Annotated in this window: 20 protein-coding genes and 1 tRNA gene; 14 read left to right on the forward strand and 7 right to left on the reverse strand. The window is 64.2% G+C overall.

The window, feature by feature from the left end:
- Positions 1–338 (forward strand): hypothetical protein (locus tag ACE3UG_RS08070; protein WP_374622088.1); only part of this gene is annotated, 338 nt, incomplete at its 5' end.
- Positions 339–455: 117 nt separating this feature from the next.
- Here ACE3UG_RS08070 and ACE3UG_RS08075 read toward each other — a convergent pair.
- Positions 456–542, reverse strand: a tRNA-Leu gene (locus ACE3UG_RS08075).
- A gap of 312 nt (positions 543–854) precedes the next feature.
- Here ACE3UG_RS08075 and ACE3UG_RS08080 point away from each other — a divergent pair.
- Entirely contained in the window at positions 855–1,730 is an 876-nt protein-coding gene (locus ACE3UG_RS08080) for a squalene/phytoene synthase family protein (protein ID WP_374622090.1), read from the forward strand.
- Between the two features lie 161 nt (positions 1,731–1,891).
- Here ACE3UG_RS08080 and ACE3UG_RS08085 read toward each other — a convergent pair whose 3' ends face one another.
- The 3 genes from ACE3UG_RS08085 to ACE3UG_RS08095 form a co-directional block, all read right to left on the reverse strand.
- The gene (locus ACE3UG_RS08085; protein ID WP_374622092.1) at positions 1,892–3,118 is read right to left on the reverse strand and encodes a DUF1501 domain-containing protein; all 1,227 of its coding nucleotides are present in this window, start codon (positions 3,116–3,118) and stop codon (positions 1,892–1,894) included.
- Positions 3,119–3,202: 84 nt separating this feature from the next.
- Entirely contained in the window at positions 3,203–4,786 is a 1,584-nt protein-coding gene (locus tag ACE3UG_RS08090) for a DUF1800 family protein (protein ID WP_374622094.1), read from the reverse strand.
- A 235-nt stretch (positions 4,787–5,021) separates the two neighbouring features.
- Positions 5,022–5,351: a hypothetical protein gene (locus tag ACE3UG_RS08095; protein ID WP_374622097.1), complete on the reverse strand. Its 330-nt coding sequence runs from the start codon at positions 5,349–5,351 to the stop codon at positions 5,022–5,024.
- Positions 5,352–5,519: 168 nt separating this feature from the next.
- On the opposite strand from ACE3UG_RS08095, the gene ompR reads away from it, so the two are divergent.
- The 4 genes from ompR to ACE3UG_RS08115 all read left to right on the forward strand — a co-directional run bounded on the left by ompR (position 5,520) and on the right by ACE3UG_RS08115 (position 9,149).
- Positions 5,520–6,245 (forward strand): two-component system response regulator OmpR, encoded by a 726-nt coding sequence (gene ompR, locus ACE3UG_RS08100; RefSeq protein WP_010808867.1) that lies wholly within the window; start codon positions 5,520–5,522, stop codon positions 6,243–6,245.
- 192 nt (positions 6,246–6,437) lie between these two features.
- On the forward strand, positions 6,438–7,778 hold the full coding sequence (locus ACE3UG_RS08105; RefSeq protein WP_374622101.1) for an ATP-binding protein: 1,341 nt from the start codon (positions 6,438–6,440) through the stop codon (positions 7,776–7,778).
- Positions 7,779–8,013: 235 nt separating this feature from the next.
- On the forward strand, positions 8,014–8,562 hold the full coding sequence (locus ACE3UG_RS08110) for a peroxiredoxin (RefSeq protein WP_374622103.1): 549 nt from the start codon (positions 8,014–8,016) through the stop codon (positions 8,560–8,562).
- A 59-nt stretch (positions 8,563–8,621) separates the two neighbouring features.
- Entirely contained in the window at positions 8,622–9,149 is a 528-nt protein-coding gene (locus ACE3UG_RS08115) for a carboxymuconolactone decarboxylase family protein (RefSeq protein WP_374622105.1), read from the forward strand.
- Positions 9,150–9,476: 327 nt separating this feature from the next.
- On the opposite strand, the gene ispF is transcribed toward ACE3UG_RS08115, so the two are convergent.
- Both ispF and ispD read right to left on the reverse strand, forming a co-directional pair.
- On the reverse strand, positions 9,477–9,998 hold the full coding sequence (gene ispF / locus ACE3UG_RS08120) for a 2-C-methyl-D-erythritol 2,4-cyclodiphosphate synthase (protein WP_374622107.1): 522 nt from the start codon (positions 9,996–9,998) through the stop codon (positions 9,477–9,479).
- A gap of 65 nt (positions 9,999–10,063) precedes the next feature.
- Positions 10,064–10,786 carry a 2-C-methyl-D-erythritol 4-phosphate cytidylyltransferase gene (ispD, locus tag ACE3UG_RS08125; protein ID WP_374622109.1) on the reverse strand — a complete coding sequence of 241 codons (723 nt, stop codon included), beginning with the start codon at positions 10,784–10,786 and terminating at the stop codon, positions 10,064–10,066.
- Between the two features lie 108 nt (positions 10,787–10,894).
- Here ispD and mfd point away from each other — a divergent pair, with 108 nt between their 5' ends.
- The 8 genes from mfd to serB all read left to right on the forward strand — a co-directional run bounded on the left by mfd (position 10,895) and on the right by serB (position 22,574).
- Positions 10,895–14,359: a transcription-repair coupling factor gene (gene mfd, locus ACE3UG_RS08130; protein WP_374622111.1), complete on the forward strand. Its 3,465-nt coding sequence runs from the start codon at positions 10,895–10,897 to the stop codon at positions 14,357–14,359.
- Positions 14,360–14,674: 315 nt separating this feature from the next.
- A complete protein-coding gene (argE, locus tag ACE3UG_RS08135; RefSeq protein ID WP_374622113.1) occupies positions 14,675–15,892 on the forward strand; it encodes an acetylornithine deacetylase in 1,218 nt (405 codons plus the stop codon).
- Between the two features lie 259 nt (positions 15,893–16,151).
- On the forward strand, positions 16,152–17,438 hold the full coding sequence (locus tag ACE3UG_RS08140) for an MFS transporter (RefSeq protein ID WP_374622115.1): 1,287 nt from the start codon (positions 16,152–16,154) through the stop codon (positions 17,436–17,438).
- Positions 17,439–17,537: 99 nt separating this feature from the next.
- Complete coding sequence (locus ACE3UG_RS08145) at positions 17,538–18,566, forward strand: threonine/serine dehydratase (protein WP_374622117.1); 1,029 nt, start codon at positions 17,538–17,540, stop codon at positions 18,564–18,566.
- Positions 18,567–18,677: 111 nt separating this feature from the next.
- Positions 18,678–19,703, forward strand: coding sequence for an ornithine cyclodeaminase family protein (locus ACE3UG_RS08150; RefSeq protein WP_374622119.1), 1,026 nt, complete (start codon positions 18,678–18,680; stop codon positions 19,701–19,703).
- Positions 19,704–19,858: 155 nt separating this feature from the next.
- Complete coding sequence (locus ACE3UG_RS08155) at positions 19,859–20,425, forward strand: cysteine hydrolase family protein (RefSeq protein WP_374622121.1); 567 nt, start codon at positions 19,859–19,861, stop codon at positions 20,423–20,425.
- A gap of 49 nt (positions 20,426–20,474) precedes the next feature.
- The gene (locus ACE3UG_RS08160) at positions 20,475–21,512 is read left to right on the forward strand and encodes a GlxA family transcriptional regulator (RefSeq protein WP_374622123.1); all 1,038 of its coding nucleotides are present in this window, start codon (positions 20,475–20,477) and stop codon (positions 21,510–21,512) included.
- Positions 21,513–21,686: 174 nt separating this feature from the next.
- Positions 21,687–22,574, forward strand: a complete 888-nt coding sequence (gene serB, locus ACE3UG_RS08165; RefSeq protein ID WP_374622125.1) for a phosphoserine phosphatase SerB — start codon at positions 21,687–21,689, stop codon at positions 22,572–22,574.
- 102 nt (positions 22,575–22,676) lie between these two features.
- Here the strand turns inward: serB and ACE3UG_RS08170 are convergent, their stop codons facing one another.
- Complete coding sequence (locus ACE3UG_RS08170; RefSeq protein ID WP_374622127.1) at positions 22,677–23,894, reverse strand: cystathionine beta-lyase; 1,218 nt, start codon at positions 23,892–23,894, stop codon at positions 22,677–22,679.
- Between the last annotated feature and the right edge of the window lie 5 nt (positions 23,895–23,899).

Consider the following 23,899-nt stretch of genomic DNA (forward strand, 5'->3'; position numbering starts at 1 on the left):
AGACTACTCACGGGGTTACTCCTTGGCGCTTGCGCGCTGTTTTGATGAAGATTCGCACCTCTATCAAAACGGGTAACCCCGCCTCTTGGCAAGGCCTTACTGTCAGATCAAGTCTGAACTTCTACAACTTAACGCAGTGTCCGGGATCAGTTGACCACTACACCATGCCATCGCTGCCGCTCTCGTATCAAACGTCCTGCTATCTCGCTGGCCATCAACCATCACTTGCACGCGCCAGCCCTTCGCCACCTTTTGAATTGATGCCATTTCGTGGGGAAACCTCGGGTAAAAAATGGGGGACCCGGCACGATTTTAGGTGTGAAGAGGTGAGTTTTTGAGCAAGTGGGGAACAATCAGAATCGACGCAAAAATCCCTACCCGCCTTATTCGGCGAGCGTTTGCGAGATTTTCCGGGAAGAAGTGAGACCTACGTAACCGATGCCAAAACGGGGAGTTGGTGCGAGGAAGGGGACTCGAACCCCTACACCCTTGCGGGCGTCAGGACCTAAACCTGGTGCGTCTACCAATTTCGCCATCCTCGCAGCCCGTGGGCGTCGGTAACCTTGTAAGGTACGACACCCCAGCATCGGGTCGACGGCATGCGCGTCCGATCGGACACGAAAAGGCGCGGCTTACCGCCCCCGCCCGCATGCGTCAAAGCAGCCGAGAATTCTACACGAAGTGAAATTCACCGGCAATCGCCCGTAATGCCCCCACGCGCCTCACCCCACCCCGACGCCACCCCAGCGCTACCCAACCCTCAATGCTAGAATTCGCTCCAATTCATGGCATTTGCCCCGAGTGCGCGCCCCACCCAACGTCCGGGCACCTGACCAAACCGATACCCCTTTCGTATGCAACCCCAAGAGACCGCCGACAACAGCTCCGGCTCCCCCGCAACCCCCGCGCAATCCCACGAATACTGCCGCCAGAAAGCCGCCCCCCCCGGCTCCGCACTCTACTACGCGCTCCTCCAACTCCCACCGTCCAAACGCAACGCCGCTTACGCCGCCCACGCCTTCTGTCAGGAAATCTCCGACATTCACGCCGCCGTCAGTGACCCCGGCGTCGCCCACGCCAAGCTCGATTGGTGGCGCCAGGAACTCGCGCGCCTCTTCGCCGGCACCCCCGCTCACCCCGTCACCCGCGCCCTCGCCCCCGTCATCAAAGACGCCGCACTCGCTCGCCCCGCCTTCGACGCTGTCCTCCACGGTGCCGAAATGGACCTCGCCCAGATGCGCTACCTCGACTTCGCCGGCCTCTCTCACTACTGCGACGCCGCCGGCGGTGCACCCGCCGAACTCGTCGCTCACATCTACGGTTTCAATGACCCGCAAACACCAGCCCTCGCCCGCGCACTCGGCCACGCCATCACGCTCGCTCGACGCGTGACCGATGCAGGCCTCGACGCGCGCGCCGGTTATGTCTACTTCCCCATCGACGAACTCCAACGCTTCGGCGTCACCGCCGCCGATCTGCAAAACGGCAAATACTCGCCCGCGTTCACAGCACTCATGAAGTTCCAACACGCCCGCGCCCATCAGGCCGTCGCCGATGCAGCCGCCACCATCTCCAAACAGGATCGCCGCAAACAAAAACCGCTCCTCGCCCTCGCCGCCCTGCAACTGGCCCTCATGGACGAAGTCGCCGCCAGCGACTACCAGGTCCTCCACCAACGCATCGACCTCACCCCGCTGCGCAAGTTCTGGCTCGCCTGGCGCGCACGCTGACACTCGCCTCCTCAAATCACGCGCCACGCCTCCCAAGGTCCGCGACATCGCCTCTTCGATCAGCGGATCCAACCAACCGCGTCCATCCCGCATATCGATTCGAGCCCCCCCGCCGATAACGACCGCCGCTCAACAACAAAGCAGCCCTCGATCGCAGCCCATTACACACGCACCACGTCCAACGGCCTGAACACACCGCCCAACACCGACTGCGGATTCAACCCCCACCAACGCTCCAACACCGTCGCATACACGTCTCGGAAATCAACGGCAAACGGCAGATTGCCATTGCCGTCAAGCCCATTCAATCGCGGCATCTCCCCGTAAAGTCCGCCGCGAATGCGCCCTCCCGCAATGAAATGCGGCGCCACCGTGCCATGATCCGTCCCACGGCTCTCGTTCTCGCGCGCACGCCGGCCAAACTCGGCATACGTGACGATCATCGTCGATTGCCAGCGATTCAACTCCGTAAGACCCGCCCGCAACGCCATCATCCCCTGCGCCAACTGACGCAACAAATTCGCCTGCTGTCCCGGCTGGTTCTGATGCGTATCAAACCCATTCAGCGTCAGACGCAGCACCGCAACCCCGCGCCCCGGTAACGGCATGCCCGCCGGCGAATCCGCCGCCGCAACCACCTGCAACGCCGTCTTCACCACGCCGCCAAACGCCCCCGGCGGCATCGGCGCGCGCAACACGTACTGCCCCTGACGCGGCCGCAACCCGTCCGCCGCCCTCACAATGTCGTTCTCCACGCGCAGCACATGCGCCAGCGCAGGATTGCTCACCCGCGCCGCATTCCCCCACGCAAGCCCCGCCTCGCGCAGAAACTGCGCAGGATGCGTCAACGTCACCGCCCGCGCCCCACCGCCCAACGGCCCAAGCTCCGCACTGCCCACGATCACCCCGTCGGCATCGAAACCCGGCGGCACCGCCCGCTGCGCAAACGCGCGCGACAACCATCCGTCCCGCAAATACTCGTCCGAGCGCGACGCCGTATTCCATATCTCGATCGACCGAAAGTGCGACAGATTCGGCGCCGGATACCCCACCCCCTGCACAATCGCCAACTCCTTCGCCTGCCACATCGGCAACAACGCACGCATCTCCGGATGCAAGCCGCTTCGCTCATCCAACTGCACGACCTCATCGCGCTTGATACCAATAGCCGGACGCAAACGCTCATACAACGGGTCGGCATACGGAATCACCGTGTTCAACCCGTCATTCCCACCCTTGAGTTCGATAAGAATCAACAGATTGCCGTAATGCCCCCGCTCGCCACGCCCTACCCCGGTCAACTCGCGTGCCGTCGCGTACGCAGGCATCGGCGACAGCCACGCCGCGCCAAGTCCACCGGCGAAAGTCAGAAAATCGCGTCTAAGCATCTCACCTCTCCCGCGCCCCGCACCCCATGGATGCCGCAGCATCGCCCGATAACGCCTACCCCGCACCCTCACCCCAGCAGGCCATCACTTCAACTGATACGCCGGATCCATCAGCAACGCCTGCAGGTAGGCCGCACTGCTTGCACCCGCCGACTCCGGCGCCACCGCCTTGAACGGCAACACCGCGCGCTGCAACGCCCCGCGCGACGCCCCATCCGGAACATCCTCCGGCCCAAGCGCGTAAGGTTGCAGCCAACGCAACAGATCGAAGCGCACACCCGCGACCGCTCTCGGCATCGTTTGCGCCGTGTGAAGTGGCTTACGCTTTACTCCAACGCGCGACGGCATTGACGGCATTGACGGCAACGCCATCGACGCTCCCGCCGCATTCACGTTCTCCGTCGCTCGGAACATGCGCTCGACAAACTGTTTGCGCGCAAGCAACGTCGAGCTGTCTATCCACGCGTCGCCCCCCGGCCAGCCCTTCACATTCGGCGGACGAAACAAGTCCTGCCCAAGCACTCGCATCTGCCGAGCAAGCATCTGAGGATCGTCGTAGCCGACGTCGAACGCGCGCACGGTATCCGTGACGAACTCGGACGGCGACTTGACCAATGTCCCACGCGTTCGCGCATCCCAGAAAGCCGGTGTCAGCAGCAACGCACGCAATACCGCACGAATGTCGTATCCACTCGCACGAAAAATCCCCGCAATGCGCGCCACCTGCGCCGGATCCGGCGTCGGCGAAACGAATTCGCGCCACAACTTTCCCGTGATGAAGATCGCCGTCTGCGGACGCGCCAGCAATATGTCGAGCATCTGGTCGCCATCGAACTCGCCCGTCCGGTTCAGCACTGTCTTCATGCCGGCATCGTGAAAATTGGCACGCCAGACGTAGGTCATCGTCGACCGATCGATGCTCCAGCCCGTGTACGCGCGCGCCGCCTCGCGCACGTCCTGCTCGGTGTAATGCCCTTCGCCCAGCGTGAACAACTCCATCACTTCGCGTGCAAAGTTCTCGTTGGGACGTCCCTTGCGGCTGCCCGCCCCGTCGAGATAAATCAGCATGGCCGGGTCCTTCGACACGTCGTGCAGCAACGCCGCAAAATTGCCGAGCGCATTCGCACGCAGCAAGACGTTCTGCCGATAAAGCAAGACCGGCTCGCGCACCTTGTCGTCGCTCGACACAAAGTGGTTGTGCCAGAACATCGTCATGCGCTCCGTGAGCGGCGACGGCGTACTTGCCATCTCCTGCGCCCACCATCCCGCGAGCGACGCCACCATGCGGTTGCGCCGCTGGTTGCGCTCGCGACGCTGCGCGTCGGTCATCGGTTTGACACCGCCCCCATACAGCGGCGGGTCGTCGGCCCAATCGGGCGGCGGCGTCACGGCCGTACGCCGCGCCTGCGCCAGCAGCCGGTCGACCGCTTGCGCTCGCGTGCATCCAACAAACGGTGCAAGCTCGCGAGCGTCGGGCGAATACCCGGTGCGGGTGAGCAGGTAACGCGCGTCGTCGACCGTGAGCAAACGCGTCTCGGTATCGCCAGACCCTTGCGCAGTCCGCCATGACGTCGAACGCGCCGCCGGTTCTGCCCCTGCGTGCTCCGTCCCCGTCGCGAAACCCGCGAGCGGCACCGTCAGCCACGCGGCGGCAAGCAGACCTCGCATGCGCCTGCAATGCATCGAACGCGCGAAAAACGACGTGACAGTCGACGCGCGATCCGCCGTCGTCGATTCGATCCGCAGACGGCGAGCGAAAAAAAAGCCAGCGTCGTCGGAGGCTGGCGGATCTGGATTCGGTTTCATGAGGCGCTCGCGTCAACGTGACATCACTGGCGTTTTCGGGGGCCGCGTTGGCCGACGTCTGCGTGGCTTGTCGAGCTTTGACGATGCATGCGGCGCATCAGTGGGTATACAACTCGCGCACAGCGTCCTGAATGTGCTGCCGAAGCAGGCGACGGTCCTCAGCCGACATATGTCCATTGGGACGACGATCGGGCGGCGTTCTCGGAAGCTCGTCGTTGTTGCGCTCAGCCCCGGCATCGCTCGGCGGCGGCGCAGGCGCAGGCTTCGGCGACTTTCGCGGCATCGGCGCGACGTGCTGCACCCGGTGGACGCTCGCCCGATGAGCGTGCGCACCGAAATGCGACACGGGACGCGCATACGCCACGCCCAGGTGCCCCCAGAGCATGATTCCCCCGAACAGTAGCGTCAACTCAGCAGCCCATCTCATCTTGTGCGTATGTCCTTCATGCCATGCATCAGGTTTTCGCCCTGGCAGGGGTGCAAGTGTACCCACTGCCTATGGTCAGCGCGCAAGGCGTAGGGTAAATTGTGTAACCCTTTGTAACCCGCTTTGGCAGCTTCCTCACTTCGCAACATTCGGGCTAAGATACGTGGCATGGAAAACAAAAACTCTCCCAAAATTCTGGTTGTCGACGACGATCCGCGCCTGCGCGACCTGTTGCGTCGTTACCTCGGGGAACAGGGTTTCAATGTCTTTGTGGCTGAGAATGCGACGGCCATGAACAAGCTTTGGGTGCGCGAGCGTTTCGATCTGCTCGTGCTCGATCTGATGCTCCCCGGTGAAGACGGTCTATCGATTTGCCGCCGTCTACGCGGCGCCAACGACCGCACGCCGATCATCATGTTAACGGCCAAAGGCGAGGATGTCGACCGTATCGTCGGCCTCGAGATGGGCGCAGACGACTATCTGCCCAAACCCTTCAATCCGCGCGAACTCGTCGCCCGCATTCATGCCGTGCTGCGCCGTCAGGCCCCCCCCGAACTCCCCGGTGCGCCCAGCGAAACCATGGAAACGTTCGAGTTCGGGGACTTCGCCCTGAACCTCGCCACGCGCACACTCACGAAGAACGGACAGGAAATCGCGCTCACCACGGGCGAGTTCTCGGTACTCAAGGTGTTCGCACGTCATCCGCGTCAACCGCTGTCGCGCGAAAAACTGATGGAGTTGGCACGCGGGCGCGAATACGAAGTGTTCGATCGCAGCCTCGACGTTCAGATCTCGCGTCTGCGCAAGCTCATTGAGCCAGACCCGGGCAGCCCCCGCTTCATCCAGACCGTTTGGGGCCTCGGCTACGTGTTCATCCCGGACGGCGGCGCGTGATCGGCGGTCTTCACGTCTCACGCATCAAAACAACGCCGGTCGCGATACGCTCGCGCACCGGCGTTGCATCGTGTTCCACGCGGTGTTCCATGCCGTCTCCGATAACGCACGCGGCTTCTCGCCCGGGCACCCGCCCGCCTGCGCCGCGGGTCTGTCGACACGCACAATACACGCTTTAGACGGAGCAACCCCATGCATCCGATCCGGATGGTACGCGGGCTGTTCGGCGGCCTGTTCTGGCGTACCTTTTTCCTTATCGCACTGCTCATCGGCGTCAGCCTGGCCGCCTGGTACCAGAGCTTTCGCGTGATCGAACGCGAACCGCGCGCGCAACGCGTCGCGCAGCAGCTCGTGTCCATCGTCAAGCTCACACGCACCGCCCTGCTCTACTCCGAACCGGATCTGCGGCGCGCACTGCTGCAGGATCTCGAGAGCAACGAAGGGATTCGTGTGTATCCACGCGAGCCAGCAGACAAGATCGAGAAGCAGCCGGGCAGCGCGGTGCAGGATCTGATCGCGCGCGACGTGCAACGGCGCCTGGGCACCGACACGGTCATCGCCGCCTCGGTCAATGAAATTCCTGCGATGTGGATCAGCTTCAAGATCGATGAAGACGACTATTGGGTCGCCATCGAGCAGGATCGGATCGACACCGCAACCGGCCTTCAGCTTTTCAGTTGGGGAACCTTCGCGCTGGCACTCTCGCTCATCGGCGCCGCTTTCATTACGGCGCTCGTGAACCGCCCCTTCGCCCGGCTCGCTCACGCGGCCCGCGCCATCGGCGAAGGACAACGCCCCGATCCGCTGCCGGAGCGCGGCATGGGCGAAGCCGCCGAGGCCAATCGAAGCTTCAATCAGATGGTCGACGAACTCGATCGCCTCGAAGCCGACCGCGCGCTGATGCTCGCAGGCATCTCGCACGATCTGCGCACCCCGCTCGCCCGCCTGCGCCTCGAAACCGAGATGAGTCCGTCAGACGAATCGGTCAAACGTGACATGATCAGCGACATCGAACAAATGGACGATATCATCGGCCGCTTCCTCGATTACGCCCGTCCCGCCTCGCGCACGATGCAATCGCTCGACCTGTCGGAGATCGCCCGGGAAACCGCCGCCGCGTTCGACGGGCGCGAAGATCTGCACATCAGCACCGAACTCGCCGACGCCGCCCCCGTCGTTGCCGAGCGCACCGATATGAAGCGCCTGATCACCAATCTGCTCGAGAACGCGCGCAAGTACGGCCGCGACGCCCAAACCGATGTCGCCAACGTCCACATTGCAACACGCGTGCTCGGCGAACGCGTCGAGATACGCGTGCGCGACACAGGCCCCGGCATTCCCGAGGATCAGTTGCCCTTGGTTTTCCGCCCCTTCTATCGCGTCGACACCGCCCGCACCAAGGCAGACGGCACCGGCCTGGGCATGGCCATCGTTCAGCGCATCGCCACACGCTACAAAGGCCACGCCTCGCTGCGCAACGTGCGCCCCGGCACCGGCCTTGAAATCATCGTGTCATTTCCTTTGGCTAAATAAGTGTGATGCCAGCGAATTTTGGCTATGCTCAAGGCCTGCCCCTGCAGCATCACGCAACATCCTATCGACGGGATTTGATTTAACTATCCCTCGCATTAAAATAAACTATTGCATACGCTTATTTGATAGCGTACAATGCTTTGGTCGACCGGGGTCAGACGGTCCCGGTCCGTTGCTGGTTGCGATGTCCTTCGCGACATCTCGACATAAACCGCACTAATTTAGGAGTAAATCGATGAAGACTGTCGGCGACAAACTCGAAGCGTTCTCGGTAGAAGCTGCCAAGCCTGGCTTCAACAACCACGAAGAAAACGGTGTGTCGGCTTTCGAAACGATCACCGAAGCCTCGTTCCCGGGCAAGTGGAAGATCATTTACTTCTACCCGAAGGACTTCACCTTCGTGTGCCCGACCGAAATCGTTGAGTTCGGCAAGCTGGCCAACGACTTCGCCGATCGTGACGCTGTCCTGATGGGCGGTTCGGGCGATAACGAATTCGTGAAGCTGGCATGGCGCCGTGAGCACAAGGACCTGAACAAGCTGAACCACTACTCGTTCGGCGACACGACCGGTGCGCTGATCGACCAACTCGGCGTGCGTGACAAGGCAGCCGGTGTGGCCCTGCGCGCAACGTTCATCGTTGACCCGGACAATGTCATTCAGCACGTGTCCGTGAACAACCTGAACGTCGGCCGTAACCCCGAGGAAGTCCTGCGTATTCTGGACGGCCTGCAAACCGACGAACTCTGCCCGTGCAACCGCGCAGTCGGCGGCGCAACGCTGTAAGCGTCGTCTCGAAGCCCGCGTCAGCGGGCTTTTTCAGCCCAAAGCAATAGGAGAAATTTATGGAATTCCTCACCGCGATTAAGGCGCAAATCCCTGACTACGCCAAGGACATCCGGCTGAACCTCGACGGCACCATCGCCCGCTCCTCGCTGGAAGGCAATGACGCCGTGGGTGTGGCCCTCGCTGCCGCCTTCGCCGCCAAGAGCCAGCCGCTCGTCAAGGCCATTCGCGAAGCCGGTGTACTGCCCCCGGAAGAGCTTGAGGGCGCGTTGACCGCCGCCGCGCTCATGGGCATGAACAACACGTGGTATCCGTATCTCGAGATGGCCGACAACGCCGAGCTCAAGAACGAGAAGGCTCAGCTTCGCATGAACGGCTATGCCACGCGCGGTGGCGTCGATCAACGCCGCTTCGAGATGTATGCACTCGCAGCGTCCATCGTCGGCAAGTGCCATTTCTGCGTGAAGTCGCACTATCACCTGCTCGAGGGCGAGCACGGCATGAGCACCGCACAACTGCGCGACGTCGGTCGTATCGCCGCAGTCATCAACGCCGCCGCCCAGGTGATTGCCGCCGAGACCGCCTGAGTAGTCCGGCACGGCGCAAGCCGCCAAGGCACAACGGCTCAGTTCCGCACCATTCAGAACTGAGCCGTTACCGACCTGATATTACCGACCTGATATTACCGACGTGATATTACCGACGTGATACTACCGACCAGATATTACCGACGTGACGTTGCCGACCTGACGTTGCCAACGTAACGTTTCCACCCAACAGTTCGGGGTCAGTTCGTGCGTTGGCCGCGCCGTTTGCTTGCGCGCGGGTTAGAGTCTGCCGCTGGCACGCTGGCCCCGCAGGGCCTGGTCACTCGATAACTCGATACCTCGATACCTCCTTACCCACTTCGCCCCTCAACGCGCGACGAGCAACGCCGTCGCCTGCGCCTCAATTCCCTCCTGCCGGCCGAGGTAGCCCAACTTCTCGTTGGTCTTTGCCTTCACGTTCACCTGCGCGGAAGTAACGCCCAGCGCGTCGGCAATCGATTGCGTCATGGCCGAAATATGCGGCGCGAGCTTCGGTGCCTGCGCAATCACCGTGCAGTCGACGTTGACGATTTCATAACCTTGCTCACGCACGCGGCGCATGGCCTCCATCAGCAATACAACGCTGTTCGCGCCCTTGAACGTGGGATCCGTGTCCGGAAAATGCCGCCCGATATCGCCGAGCGCCGCCGCGCCGAGCACGGCATCGGTGATGGCGTGCAGGAGTACGTCGGCGTCGGAGTGGCCGAGCAGACCACGATCGAACGGGATCGTTACACCGCCCATCACAAGGGCACGGCCAGGCACGAGGGCGTGCACGTCGTAGCCCTGCCCGATGCGCAGCTTGGGCAACGTTGCGAGCAGGGAATTGGAAACAGCTTGTTCAGTCATGGTGTGTCGCCGGATGCGAAAAATCGGTGCGTCGGATCGGTACCGACAAATGCTCGTCCGAACCTTCAGACGGACTTGGCGGCGCCGAGAAAGGCCTCAGCGAGGGCAAAATCCTCGGGATAGGTCACTTTGAAGTTGCGCAAACTACCGCGAACCAGTTTCGGGGCGTGGCCAATGCGCTCGATGGCGCTGGCTTCGTCGGTGACTTCCGCGCCGCTTGCCAGCGCGTCTTCAAGCGCTTGACGCAACATGCCGACGCGAAACATCTGCGGTGTCTGTGCCTGCCAGAGGCCATCGCGAGATTCGGTCGCCTGCACGGCGGCCAAGCCGTCTTTCGCTGCCGGGGCCTGCTCGCGCTTGAGCGTATCGGCCACCGGTAGTGCGAGGATGCCGCCCACCGGATCGTCGCGCAGCGCCTCGACCAGCGCGCGAATCAGCACCGGGGTAATGCCGGGACGCGCCGCGTCGTGCACGAGTACCCAATCGCTGTCCTGTGCGCCGAACTCGGTCAGCGCCTGCAACCCGCCGAGCACCGACGCATGCCGCGACGGCCCGCCGCAGCGGCGCACCGCGAAGCGCAGCGTGCCAAAACGCCGCCCATCGAAATGATGATCGTCGGGGGCCAGCACCAGCACGGTCTGAGCAAACTCGGAACAGGCGTCGAACGCGGCGAGCGCATAGTGAAGCATGGCGCGCCCACCCACGCTTCGGTATTGCTTGGGCACGTCGGCCCCGGCGCGTACGCCAGCCCCGGCGCACGGGATGACGGCAAAAAGTCGGTCGCTCACGATAAAACGCAGGTAAGGGTAAAGCAGGGATTTTATAATAGGCGCTGACTGTCACGGGGCCCTATGCGAATAGCACCTCGTGGTTTGCCATTTCTGCAACGTTTATCTATGTCCTCCGCCAACGCTCTATCCCGTAGTACCGCGCCTGTGCCGCTCGTCAAAGCGGGACAGCGTTACGCTTTTGCCGGCGCGCACGCCTCGAGCGACGCCCTGCTCATCGCCCGCTATTTTCACGACAACCGCGAGCGCGTGCCGTTGCTCGCGGTTGTGTGCGCTCAGGCCAACGACGCCCTGCGCCTGCAGCAGGAACTCAAGTGGTGCGCGCCCGAGGCCCGCGTCCGGCTGCTGCCGGACTGGGAGACGCTGCCTTACGACACGTTCTCGCCCCATCAGGATCTGGTCTCCGAACGGCTCGCCACGCTGCACGATCTCGGCGAGAAGCGCTGCGACATCGTGCTGGTGCCCGCGACCACTGCGCTCTACCGCATGGCGCCCGCGAGCTTCATGGCCGCCTACACGTTCTTCTTCACACAGGGCGAGCGTCTCGACGAAGCGCGCCTGAAGTCGCAGTTCACGCTCGCGGGCTACGAGCACGTAAGTCAGGTGATGCGTCCCGGCGAATACTGCGTGCGCGGCGGGCTGATCGATCTCTTCCCGATGGGCTCGGCGCTGCCCTATCGTCTCGACCTGTTCGACGACACCGTCGACAGCATTCGCGCATTCGACCCCGACACGCAACGCAGCCTGTATCCGGTGAAGGAAGTCCGCCTGCTCCCGGGGCGCGAGTTCCCGTTCGACGAGCCCGCCCGTACCGCCTTTCGCGGCCGCTGGCGCGAAGTGTTCGAGGGCGACCCTAGCCGCAGTCCTATCTACAAGGACATCGGCAACGGGGTGCCGTCGGCGGGCATCGAGTACTACCTGCCGCTGTTCTTCCAAGAGACCGCCACGCTGTTCCATTACCTGCCCGCCGACGCACAATTGGTGTTCGTGGGCGATCTCGACACGGCCATCCACCGCTTCTGGAACGACACCCGTCAACGTTACAACTTCCTGTCGCACGATCGCGAGCGCCCGGTGCTGCCGCCCGAGCAGCTATTCCTGCTCGATCAGGACTTCTTCACGCTCGCCAAGCCGTTCGCGCGTCTGACGCTGCCCTCGCCGGGCGACGGCAGTTGGGCGATGCCGTTGCCGCCGCTGGCCGTGAACCGCCGCGCAGACGACCCGTTGGCCGCTCTGCGCGCCTACCTCGCCCGCACACCGGCACGCGCGCTGTTGTGCGCCGACTCGGCCGGCCGTCGCGAGACGCTGCTGCAACTGCTGCATGACAACGACCTGCGCCCCGGCGCCGTCGAGTCGCTCGAAGACTTCCTGACGACCGACACACGCTTTGCCATCACCGTTGCACCGCTGGCCGCCGGCTTTCTGCTGCCCACGGAAGACCTCGCGTTCATCACCGAGAACGAGCTCTACGAAGGCCTCGCGCGCCGCGCGGGCAAGCGCCGTCAGGAACAGGCAACGTCGGTCGACTCGATGGTGCGCGATCTGGCCGAGCTCAAGGTGGGCGACCCCGTCGTTCACAGCCAGCATGGCATCGGGCGGTATCGGGGACTGGTCAGCATGGACCTCGGCGAAGGCGAAACCGAATTCCTGCATCTGGAATACTCAGCCGACAGCAAGCTTTACGTGCCCGTCTCGCAGTTGCATCTGATCTCGCGCTACAGCGGTGCCGATCCCGACACCGCGCCGCTGCACTCGCTCGGCTCCGGGCAGTGGGACAAGGCAAAACGCAAAGCGGCGCAGCAGATCCGCGATACGGCGGCCGAACTGCTCAATCTGTACGCCCGTCGTGCCGCACGCTCGGGCTACGCCTTCGCGCTCTCGCCGCGCGACTACGAGAAGTTTGCCGACACGTTCGGCTTCGAGGAAACGCCCGACCAGGCCGCCGCCATTGCGGCCGTCATGAGCGACATGACGAGCGGGCGCCCGATGGACCGGTTGGTCTGCGGCGACGTCGGCTTCGGAAAGACCGAAGTGGCCCTGCGCGCCGCCTTCATTGCCGTGCTCGACGGCAAGCAGGTCGCGCTGCTCGCGCCCACCACGCTGCTCGCCGAGCAACACGCGCAAACGTTCTCCGATCGCTTTGCCGACTGGCCCGTGCGGATCGCCGAACTCTCGCGCTTCAAGACCACCAGGGAAGTGAACGCGAGCGTGAAGGCCATCAATGAGGGCCAGGTCGATATCGTGATCGGCACGCACAAGCTGCTATCGAACGATATCCACTTCCAGCGGCTGGGCCTCGTCATCATCGACGAGGAGCACCGCTTCGGCGTGCGGCAGAAGGAAGCGCTCAAGGCCCTGCGTGCCGAGGTCGACGTGCTCACGCTGACCGCCACGCCGATTCCACGCACGCTGGGCATGGCGCTCGAAGGGTTGCGCGACTTCTCGGTCATCGCCACGGCACCGCAGAAGCGACTCGCGATCAAGACCTTCGTGCGGCGCGAAGAAGAGGGCGTCATCCGAGAGGCCATGCTGCGCGAACTCAAGCGCGGCGGTCAGGTGTACTTCCTGCACAACGAAGTCGAAACCATCGAGAACCGCAAGGCCCAGTTGGAGGCACTGGTGCCCGAGGCCCGCATCGTTGTCGCCCACGGGCAAATGCACGAACGCGACCTCGAACGCGTGATGCGCGACTTCGTCTCGCAGCGCGCCAACGTGCTGCTGTGCACGACGATCATCGAGACGGGCATCGACGTGCCGAGCGCCAACACGATCCTGATGCATCGCGCCGACAAATTCGGTCTCGCGCAACTGCATCAGTTGCGCGGCCGCGTGGGCCGCTCGCACCATCAGGCTTATGCGTATCTGCTCGTACACGATCCAAAGGCGTTGACCAAGCAGGCACAGCGCCGCCTCGAAGCGATTCAGCAGATGGAAGAACTCGGCGCAGGCTTCTATCTCGCGATGCACGATCTCGAGATTCGCGGTGCCGGCGAAGTGCTGGGCGACAAGCAGTCGGGCGAAATCCACGAGATCGGCTTCCAGCTCTACACCGACATGCTCGCCGACGCGGTGACCGCGCTCAAAGCCGGTCGCGAACCGGATCTCAACGCGCCGCTCGCCGCCACGACCGAGATCAACCTGCACGTCCCGGCTATCCTGCCGAGCGATTACTGCGGCGACGTGCAGGAGCGTCTTTCGCTCTATAAGCGGCTCGCCAACGGCACGATCGCCGACGCCATCGACACGATTCAGGAAGAACTCGTCGACCGCTTCGGCAAGTTGCCGCAACAGGCGCAGGCCCTCATCGAGACGCACCGCCTTCGACTGCTGGCCAAGCCGCTGGGCATCGTCAAGATCGACGCCAGCGAAGAGGCCATCGCCCTGCAATTCGAGCCGACACCTGCCGTCGATCCGATGCGCATCATCGAACTGGTGCAGACGCAGCGCCATATCAAGCTCGCCGGGCAAGACAAGCTGCGCATCGAAGTCAAACACGCCCAACTGACCGACCGCGTGCGCGCGATCAAGGAGACGCTGCGAGCGCTCGGCTCGCCCGGCGCCAAGGCCGCCTGACGCCCGCGACGCCATGGCAGCGTCAACGCGTCAACACGCGTCAACACGCGGGTACGCCGGTACGCCGGTATGCCGACAGGCCGACACGCCGACACGCCGACACGTCAGACTGCCACGCAAAACCCGCATACATCGCAGCCGTGTCGGCCATTCGCCGGTCGAGTGCATCCGGGCAAACCCCAGCCCGGCGCGCCGATTCCCGCGACGCAGGAATGGTTGTTCACACAATCTTTTACCTCTAAATTGTTTTTGAGTAATATTTCCCCAGTACCGATACGCGTGACGCGTATGACTGGAGGATTTCCGGAGATTCGAATGACAAGTGCTTCCCAACACGCCAATGCGCCGCAGGTCGGCAGCGAAGCCTCGCCGGCGTCGCTCGACTGGATCACGAAGCTGGTCAGCATCGACACCACGAGCCGCGAATCGAACCTCGGCCTGATCGAGACGGTGCGCGACAGCCTCCGGCATGCGGGCGTCGAGCCGTGGCTGTCGTATGACGCCACCGAGCGCAAGGCCAATCTTTTCGTAACGCTGCCGGCCGCAGACGGCAACACCCAGGGCGGCATCGTACTCTCGGGCCACACCGACGTGGTCCCGGTCGACGGCCAGCCGTGGGACACCGATCCGTTCAAGCCGGTGGTGCGCGACGGCAACCTGTACGGCCGTGGCACGTGCGACATGAAAGGCTTCATCGGCTCGGTCATGACGATGCTGCCGGAGATGCGCGACGCCAAGCTCAAGACGCCGTTCCATTTCGCGTTCTCCTACGACGAGGAAATCGGCTGCGTGGGCGCACCGGTCATGCTCGCCGAGCTGCGTGAGCGCGGCATTCGCCCGGATGGCTGCATCGTCGGCGAGCCGACGAGCATGCGCGTGATCGTCGCGCACAAAGGCATCAACGCGTATCAGTGCTGTGTGCGCGGCCATGCGGCGCACTCGTCGCTCACGCCGAAGGGCTCGAACGCCATCGAATACGCCGCCCGCCTGATCTGCTACATCCGCGATCTCGCCGATCACTTCAGGCAGAACGGCCCCTTCGATGAGCTGTTCGACGTGCCGTTCACCACGGCGCAGACAGGCACCATCTCGGGCGGCATCGCGCTCAACACGATTCCGGCGCTGTGCGAGTTCGTCTTCGAGTATCGCAATCTGCCGGGCGTGGACGCCGACGGCATCTTCCAGCGCATCCAGCAATACGCGGTCGATGTGCTGGTGCCGAGAATGCAGAAGGAGCATCCGAACGCGGGCATCGAGTTCAAGCGCATCGCCGCAGCGCCTGCGTTGGACGCCTCGGAGCAGGACGCCATCACGCAACTCGTGCGCGCACTGACCAAGGACACCGACAAGCGCAAGGTCGCCTACGGCACCGAAGCCGGTCAGTTCCAACGAGCGGGCGTGCCCTCGATCGTATGCGGCCCGGGCAATATCGAGCAAGCGCACAAGCCCAACGAGTTCGTGTCGCTCGAACAGATCGCGCAGTGCGAAGCGTTCCTGCGCAAGCTGATTCGCAGCAACACCGTCGACGCCTGAGCCACCGCCTGAATCGCTTCGGGCCGGCGCATCGATCGTCGTCATACCGGGCCGTATTCCGCTTGCGGATGCGGCCCGTTGCCTTGGCGGTGCCGATCCGGCTTTCGCCATGACAACACGCATTACACATTACGCAGTACGCAGTACGCATTTCGTATCACGCAGCATGCAGTGACAGACGCCTATCACAAGGGCGCAAACGACCTTCCTTCGCAAGCCAACAAGCACGTACGCCAGACAGGTATTGGAGATCTCGCCCATGAGCGCAAGCGCAGCCCCCAACGCGACGGCCCCGGCCGCCCGCACCTCCCCGCACGCCTGGCGTGTGATCGTATCGGCCTCGATCGGTAACGCCCTCGAGTGGTTCGATCTCGTGGTGTACGGCTTCTTCGCCGTGACCATCGCCAAACTGTTCTTCCCGACCGGCGACGACACGGTCTCGCTGCTGCTTACGCTCGGCACGTTCGGTGTGTCGTTCTTCATGCGCCCGCTGGGTGCGGTCGTGATCGGCGCCTACGCTGACCGCGCCGGCCGCAAAGCCGCCCTCACCCTCTCGATTCTGCTGATGATGGTCGGCACACTGCTCATCGCACTCATGCCGACGTACGCCGCCATTGGCGTACTTGCGCCGGTGGGACTTGTCATTGCCCGCATGGTGCAGGGCTTCTCGGCGGGCGGCGAATTCGGGAGCGCCACGGCGTTTCTCGCCGAGCACGCGCCCCAACGCCGCGGCTTCTTCTCGAGCTGGCAAGTTGCCTCGCAGGGGCTTACCACGCTGCTGGCCGCAGGCTTCGGTGCGGTACTCACGGGCAATCTGTCGCCGGAAGCAATGGCGTCGTGGGGCTGGCGCGTGCCGTTCGTCTTCGGCCTGCTGATCGGCCCGGTGGCGTATTACATTCGCCGCCGTCTGGACGAGACACCCGAATTCCTCGACATCGAGCCTACGCAAAGCCCGCTGCGCGACACCTTCGCGAGCCAGAAGGAGCGTTTGCTGCTCGCCATTGGCGTCGTGGTCATGGCCACGGTCGCGACCTACCTGGTACTCTACATGCCGACGTATGCCGTCAAGCAACTGGGGCTGCCGCCCTCGGCGGCGTTCTCGGCGGTGCTGCTCACGGGCGTCGTGCAACTGATCGTCGCCCCGATCGTCGGGCACTGGTCGGATACGCATGGCCGAATCAGGCCGATGCTCGCGGCGGCTGTCGCGCTGCTGCTGCTCGTCTATCCGATGTTCCGTTTCCTCGATGCAAACCCGACATTCGGCTCGCTCATGGTGTTCCAGATCGTGCTCGGCTTGCTGATGACGACGTACTTCGCCGCCCTGCCCGCCCTGCTCACGGAATTGTTCCCGGTGCAGGTGCGCACCACCGGCCTCTCGCTCGGCTATAACATTGCGGCAACGGTGTTCGGCGGCTTCGCACCGTTTATCATCACATGGCTCATCGGCACAACGGGCAACAAGCTCGCGCCGAGCTTCTACCTGATTTTCGCCGCCCTCATCAGTATTACCGCGCTGCTGCGCAGCCGTAAGCTCGGCCTGCGCTGATCCGGCAAACGCCCAACGGGCCCGGGACGCGTGGCGCACACCCCTTCACCGGTGTGCGTGCGCGCCCCGGGATTCCACGACCACGGAGACCAAGCCCAAGTGACGCAATCGACCCCTGTCCCACACGCCGAAACCCTCGACGGCCAACCCGTTCCGACCAAAGACGCCATCGCCGCCCTGCACGAGGCGCTGCTTCCCTATGTCCGAACGACGCCGGTGTTCACGCGCGGTGACTTCCCTACGCTGGGCGATACGCAAGTAACGTTCAAATACGAACTGTTGCAGGCGTCGGGCACGTTCAAGGCGCGCGGCGCGTTCTCGAACCTCCTGTCGCTCGACGACGCGCAGCGCAAGGCGGGCGTGACATGCGTGTCTGCCGGCAACCACGCGGTGGCAGTCGCCTATGCAGCACGGGCAACCGGCGTTGGCGCCAAGACAGTCATGCTCAAAACCGCCAGCCCGGCGCGCTCCTCCCTGTGCCGCGAGTACGGCGCGGAGCTGATATTGGCGGAAAACGTCCATGAGGCGTTCGAGGTCGTCAAGCGCGTGGAGCAGGAGGAAGGCCGCTACTTCGTACACCCGTTCAACGGCTACCGCACGGTGCTGGGGACGGCCACACTCGGCTACGAGTGGGCGCTGCAGGCCCCCGATCTCGACGCCGTGATCGTGCCCGTCGGCGGTGGCGGGCTGATCGCCGGGGTCGCGACGGCATTCAAGCTGTTCGCACCGCACGTGAAGGTGTACGGCGTGGAGCCGGCCGGCGCCGACGCGATGGCGCAGAGCTTCGCCACGGGCGGTCCCGTCAAGATGGGACCGATGAGCGGAATTGCCGACAGCCTGATGGCGCCTCACACCGAGCTATACAGCTATACGCTGTGCCGCCGTCATATCGACGAACTCGTCACCGTGACCGACGATCAGATGCGCGCGGGAATGCTCACACTGTTCCGTCAACTCAAGCTGGCCGTGGAACCGGCCTGCGCGGCAGCGACCGCCGCGCTGATGGGGCCGCTGCGAGCCCCGCTCATGGGCAAGCGCGTGGGGGTATTGCTGTGCGGCACCAATACCGACACGGCAACGTTCAATCGACACATCGAAGCGGCGCTCGCCGCCGAAGCCAACGGGTGAGCCGGATCACGCTCGCCTGATGCAGCTTGATGCAGCCCCAGACGCGACCCGACGGTCGCGTCGCCGCTTGCGCGCCCCCGGCATCGTCCGGCGCGCTCACAAGGATCTCGTATGTCCGCCACTGTCCCAACGCCGCCGGTACTGCTACTCAACGCCGCGCAAATCGCCGCGCTCATGCCCGTGGCCGACGCGATTCCCGTGATGTCCGACATGTTCGCCGCGCTCGCCCGGGAACAGATTCATTTGCCCTTGCGCCAGATCGTTCGTCCCCCGCAGGCGCTCGGCGCGAAAGGCATGCTGGGCATGATGCCCGCGTTCCTGAGCGCCACGGCGTCCGGCATGCCGGTCTATGGCGCGAAAGTCGGCACGTTCTTCCCAGGCAACAGCGCCCTTGGCCGGGACCCGCATCAGGGCTGCGTCCTGCTGATGAGCGGCGAGACCGGCGAACTCCTCGCCGTCATGAACGCGGCGGAAATCACCGGCATTCGCACCGCCGCCGTGACGGGATTGGCGACAGGGCTGCTCGCGCGCCATGACGCGGGGCGTCTCGCGCTGATCGGCGCCGGTCACCAGGCGCACTGGCATCTCGCAGCGCTGGCCGCGGCCCGCCCGCTGCATCACGTGCGCGTGGCAAGTCGCTCGCTCGAGACCGCGCAAGCATTTGTCGACCGGGAGCAACCGAACTATGGGTTTGCGCTCGAAGCCGCCCACAGCGTCGAAGCGGCCGTACGCGACGCCGACATCGTCGTCACGGTGACCAACGCCACCGACCCGGTGCTGCGGGCCGACTGGATCGCACCGGGCACGCACGTCAATCTGGTGGGCAGCAGCACGCCGCGTCACCGCGAGGCCGACACGGCGCTCATGGCACGCGCGCAATTGTTCGTCGATCGGCGTGAATCGACGATGAACGAGTCCGGCGACTATCTCGCTGCCGCCGCCGAGGGCCGAATCGGCCCGGCAGATCTGCTCGCGGAACTCGGTGAGCTTGTCGTGCGCGCCCACCCCGGGCGCACCGACACCGAAGCGCTTACGCTATTCAAATCGCTCGGCATGGGCGCGCAGGACGTTGCGCTCGCCGCCGCGCTGTATCAACGCGCGCAAGCGGCCGGCGCAGGCACCCACGTCGCGCTCTGACCGCATCTCGCAGCCGCGATCGGGCCGGCGCACCGCGCCAATGCCAGCATCAAGCAATGTCCGAATCGGTCCGCTTCTGGTCCGCGAGCGGCCTGTCGAGGCACCAGGACGCCCCGTAATATGGCGTCATCGTTCCTCGACTTACGGAGTCCATCATGTCGCAAAGCCAAACCGCCCAGACCGGCCGCACTGCCCTGCTCGTCATCGACGCCCAGGAGTCGTTCCGTCAACGCCCCTACTGGCGTGAAGACGATCTCGCCACGTACTTCGATCGTCAGCAGGCGCTCGTCGACGGTGCCGTGGCGCGTGGCGTACCGGTCGTGCAGGTTTTCCACATCGGGTCGGACGTGTTCTCGCGGGAATCGGGCTTCGTGCGCACACTCGAAGAACTGCGCATCGCCCCGGCCTTCACGCTCGAAAAGGTGAAGCACAGTGCGCTGGCTGGCTCCACGCTTGGTGCGTGGCTCGTCGAGCATGGCATCACGCGACTGATCGTCTCCGGCATCCGCACCGAACAGTGCTGCGAGACGACGACCCGCGCGGCGTCAGACGCTGGCTACGAGGTGGATTTCGTCACGGAAGCCACGCTCACGTTCCCGATGCGGCACCCGCGCACCGGGCGCGAGCTGTCGGTCGCCGAGTTGAAGGAGCGCACGGAAACCGTGCTCGTCGACCGCTTTGCCCGCATCGTCACGGTTGAAGAAGCCCTCGCGGCAGTGTAAGGTCGCTATCAGCCGTCACCGTCCGAATTCGTCCTGAACGCCTGCTGCGATGCCGCGACTGCAACCCGTCTACCTGCTGGTCATGCCGAATGTGCTGCTGCTCGATGTCGCAGCACCGGCAGAAGCCTTGCGCATCGCCAATCATCAACAGGACGACGTGCAGTTCGTGTTGCGCTACGTCGGCACCCAGGACTTGGTGACGACGTCGATCGGCTTGTGTCTCTCGCCGCTCGATGTGCTGCCGGACACGGTGCCGGAGAACGCCTGGCTGGTCATTTCCGGGACCGTCGAGAAGCCGCTACCGGTGCAAGCGCCGGCCACCGGTGCGGCAGCGCCCGACGCGTCAGTGGCCTCGGAGGCCTCGGAGGCCTCGGCGGACGACGCCGAAACCCGTGCCGTCGCGTGGCTTCGGCAGGTCGTTCGCCCCACGCAGCAATTGGCGTGCATTTGTACGGGCGCGCTGCTGGCCGCGCGTGCCGGACTGCTCGACGCCCGTGCCTGCACCACGCACCACAGCAGTTGCGACGCGTTGCGCGCACTGGCCCCGAGCGCCCGGGTCGCCGACAACCGGCTTTACGTGCATGACGAAAACGTGTGGACGAGTGCCGGCGTGACGACCGGCCTCGATCTGATGCTCACCCTCATTGCCGATGCGGCCGGGCCGCTGTGTGCCGCTGCCGTCGCGCGGCAAATGGTGGTTTATGCCCGGCGGGCGGGCGCCGACCCGCAGTTGTCCCCTTGGCTCGAAGGCCGCAATCATCTGCACCCGGCATTGCATCGGGTGCAGGACGCCATTGCCGCAGACCCCGCGCACGACTGGTCACTCGCCCTGATGGCGGAAATTGCCTGTGCGAGCGAGCGGCATGTCACGCGGCTCTTTCGCGAGCATGCCGGTGTGGCACCGATCGACTACCTGCATCGCCTGCGCGTCGCGCTCGCGCGCGAAATGCTCGGTAACAGCCAGCTCGATCTCGAGCGCATCGCAGAGCGTACCGGCTTCGGTTCGAGTCGGCATCTGCGGCGTGTCTGGCACAAGTTCGACGCACTCCCGCCGAGCCACGCGCGCCGGATCGCGCACGATAGCTAGGGTGGCAAGGTGGCGTCCCGGAGCAGAATGGGGACGTTCGGCGATTGGAATGCCCGGCCACCGGGGGGAAACCGGGGGAAAGCGGGAAAGTGGGAAACCAGGAAAGCGGCTCGCCATCGCCGCAACCCGGTAGAATGTCGATCGCACGTAAAACGCAAGTCTTTCGATTTCAAGATGGCCAACGACCTCGTCATTCTGGGCAGCGCGCCAAGCGCCTCGCCCGCTGCGCCCGCAACGGCATTCCCGTCACACCTGCAAGCCGCCGTCGGCGCGTTCGTGCCTGGCGCCCAGGTTACATTCACGCCGGGCGCGGCGCGCATCGCCGATGTTGCCGACACCCCGGCCTTGCGCGCGGCGATGCATACGTTTGCGCAGCAGCACGAGGTCGACGTGGTCCTCGTCGACAGCCAGCGCCGGCTCACGGATTTCAAGCTGGTGGCCATGGACATGGACTCGACACTCATCACCATCGAGTGCGTCGATGAAATTGCCGATTTCTGCGGACTGAAGGCGGAAGTCTCCGCCATCACCGAAGCCGCCATGCGCGGCGAGATCAAGGACTTCAACGAGAGTCTCACGCGACGCGTCGCACTGCTCAAGGGACTCGACGCGGGCGCGTTGGAGAAGGTCTTTGACGAACGTCTGCAGCTCTCGCCGGGCGCCGAAGCCATGCTGCGCGGCGTGCAGGCGCTCGGCATCCGCACGCTGTTGGTGTCGGGGGGCTTTACGTTCTTCACGGAACGATTGAAGGCACGTCTGAATCTGGATGTGACCCGCGCGAATACGCTGGAGATCGTCGACGGCAAGCTCACCGGCCGTGTGCTCGGCGAGATCGTCAATGCCGAGGTCAAGGCCCGCACCGTGACCGAAGTTGCGACACAGCTCGGCGCACGCCTCGATCAGGCCATCGTCATGGGCGATGGCTCGAACGATCTGCAGATGATGGCGATTGCGGGATTGTCGGTGGCGTTTCGCGCCAAACCCGTGGTCCGGGAGAAGGCTTCCGTCGCGTTCAACTACGCCGGACTGGACGGGCTCTTGTCGCTGTTCCGCAAAGACTGAACATCGTCAGCGGGCAGCGGGCAGCGGGTGGCGGGTGGCGGGTGGCGAGTAGCGGGCGGCATTCGCTGTCCGCCCTGCCGTGCGCTACCGCCGATCACCCTCTCATGCGCCGAGGTGGGCCTTCAGACTCGTTTCGATGTCCGCCTGCAAATCGCGCACGTCTTCGAGACCGACATAGAAACGCACGAGCGCTCCCTTGTGCGGCCAAGGCATGGCGGTGCGCATGGACGGCACGCGATACGGCACGACAAGGCTGTGCGCCCCTCCCCAACTGAAACCGATCTTGAACAAACGCAGCGCTTCGATGAACGCATCGATCTGCGCCTGCGTGTAGCGCTCGTCGAACACCACGGAGAACAGGCCTCCCGCGCCCGTGAAGTCACGACGGAAAAACACATGACCCGGGCAATCCTCGAACGCCGGATGCAGCACGGCCGCAATTTCGTGACGCGTGGCGAGCCACGTCGCGAGCGCCATGGCGGCGCGATCGTGCGCCTCGAAACGAAGCTGCATGTTCGGCAGGCTGCGCAGCACAAGACTGCAATCGTCGACAGACACGCCCACGCCCATGCGCATGCGCGCCTGCTTCAGACGATAGTGGACATCGTCATCGACCGTGACGAGCGCCCCCATCAGCACGTCGCTGCCGCCCGATTGATACTTGGTGAGGGCCTGCACCGAGATGTCCACGCCGTGATCGAACGGACGAAAGGCGAGCCCCGCAGAATAGGTGTTGTCAATCGCCGTGAGCACGCCCCGCTCGCGCGCGACGCGGGCAATGGCCGGCACGTCGGGGACTTCCATCGTGACCGAGCCCGGCGCCTCCAGCCAGATCAACTTCGTGTTGGGCCGAATGAGCGCACCGATGCCGTCGCCGACCATCGGATCGTAATAGCGCACCGTAATACCGAACGATTCGGCGAGCCAATCGCCATGCTCACGGTTCGGACCATAGGCATTGTCCGGAATGAGCACATCGTCGCCGCTCTTGACGAGACCGAAGTACACATTGGAGATCGCGGCGAGGCCCGACGGGAACAGCAGGCAGTGCTTGCCGCCTTCGAGCGCCGCGAGACGCCGCATCAACTCCATGGACGTGGGCGTGGCGTGCAAGCCATAGCGCCACTGACTGTCGTTCTTCCAGTCGAGCGAGCGCATGGCGGCCAGATCGGGGAAGATCACCGTCGACGCGCGCGCGACGGGGACCGGCATCGCGGCAAAACCGGCCGGCAATTGTGTGTCGGCGTGCAACACGTTGGTCTGCCAGTGCCAGCCGTTGGCTTCCGGCGTATCGAGGGGCTTGCGGTTGTCTTGCGTCATCACGG

This window comes from Pandoraea sp. (assembly GCF_041919235.1).
GTDB lineage: Bacteria > Pseudomonadota > Gammaproteobacteria > Burkholderiales > Burkholderiaceae > Pandoraea.